At 56.0% G+C, this 1,135-nt stretch carries 1 protein-coding gene; it reads right to left on the bottom strand.

The genetic code is table 11. The features are described 5' to 3' along the window. The coding region (locus NLX74_RS25470) for a non-ribosomal peptide synthetase (RefSeq protein WP_254330928.1) at window positions 1-1,135 on the bottom strand (1,135 nt) is incomplete at both ends.

The raw sequence follows: 1,135 nt of genomic DNA, 5'->3' as shown, positions 1-1,135 counted from the left end.
AAAGAACCAATGCTGGATCGGAAGCAAAGCGGTTTCCCCGCTCACTTCTCCTTGATCTGCCATACGACTGACCTCATGCATATGCGGTGCCAGTGCTTCCACCGTTGGATACTGGAACAAATCCTTCATGTCCAGCTTATAGCCAGCCTGGAACACACGGGATGCGATTTGGATCGCCTTGATCGAATCGCCACCCAGATCGAAGAAATTGTCCAAAATACCGACAGTCTGCAGTCCCAGTACCGACTGCCAGACCGCTACTAGAGCGCGTTCTTGAGCAGTACGCGGCTCTGCATAATCCGTTCCGGTTTGTAGGCTGCCTTCTGGTGCTGGTAGGGCCTTGCGGTCAATTTTGCCATTTGGACTCAGCGGCATCTGCTCCAGCTGTACAAAGTACGATGGCACCATGTAGCTTGGCAGCTCCCGGCCCAGCTCACTTCTCAGCTCACTGGCACCCATTTCTTGTCCGGCGACATAGTACGCCACCATTTGTTTTTGTCCCGTTTCGTCTGCACGAGCCACGACGACCGCTTCGCGTACCGATTCCACTTGGAGCAGCTGCGATTCGACCTCGCCCAGCTCAATCCGGTACCCCCGGATTTTCACCTGATGGTCGATCCGGCCCAGATATTCAATGTTGCCGTCCGGCATCCATCTCGCCAAATCGCCTGTGCGGTACATCCGTTCATAGCCTGCTTCCCCGCCGGCAAACGGGTCGGCTACGAATTTCTCGGCCGTCAGCTCTGGACGGTTCAGATAGCCGCGGGCTACGCCGACACCACCGATGCACAGCTCACCCGCAACCCCAATCGGCTGCAATTGCTCCGTGCCTTCCTTCATGATGTACAGACGAATATTTTGAATCGGTTTTCCGATCGGAATAACTCCATATTCCTCATCCGGCTCGCAATCGAAGTACGATACGTCCACCGTCGCTTCGGTTGGGCCGTACAGGTTGATCAGCTTCGCTCCAGTCAGGTTCGACACAAGCCGTTGGAACCGGGCGACATGCTGTGGCGGCAATGCTTCGCCGCTGGCAAAGACATGCCGCAACGTTGCCAGCTTCGTTTGCATCACTTCCCGTGGCTGCTGCTCCACGTACTCCAGGAACGCATGCAGCATGGCGGGAACAAAG

Origin of the sequence: Paenibacillus sp. MZ03-122A (genome assembly GCF_024213325.1) — a bacterium.
In the GTDB taxonomy this organism is placed as follows: domain Bacteria; phylum Bacillota; class Bacilli; order Paenibacillales; family Paenibacillaceae; genus Paenibacillus; species Paenibacillus polymyxa_B.
Note: the sequence above shows the minus strand (reverse complement) of the source record. Positions and strands in the feature narration are given on the sequence as shown.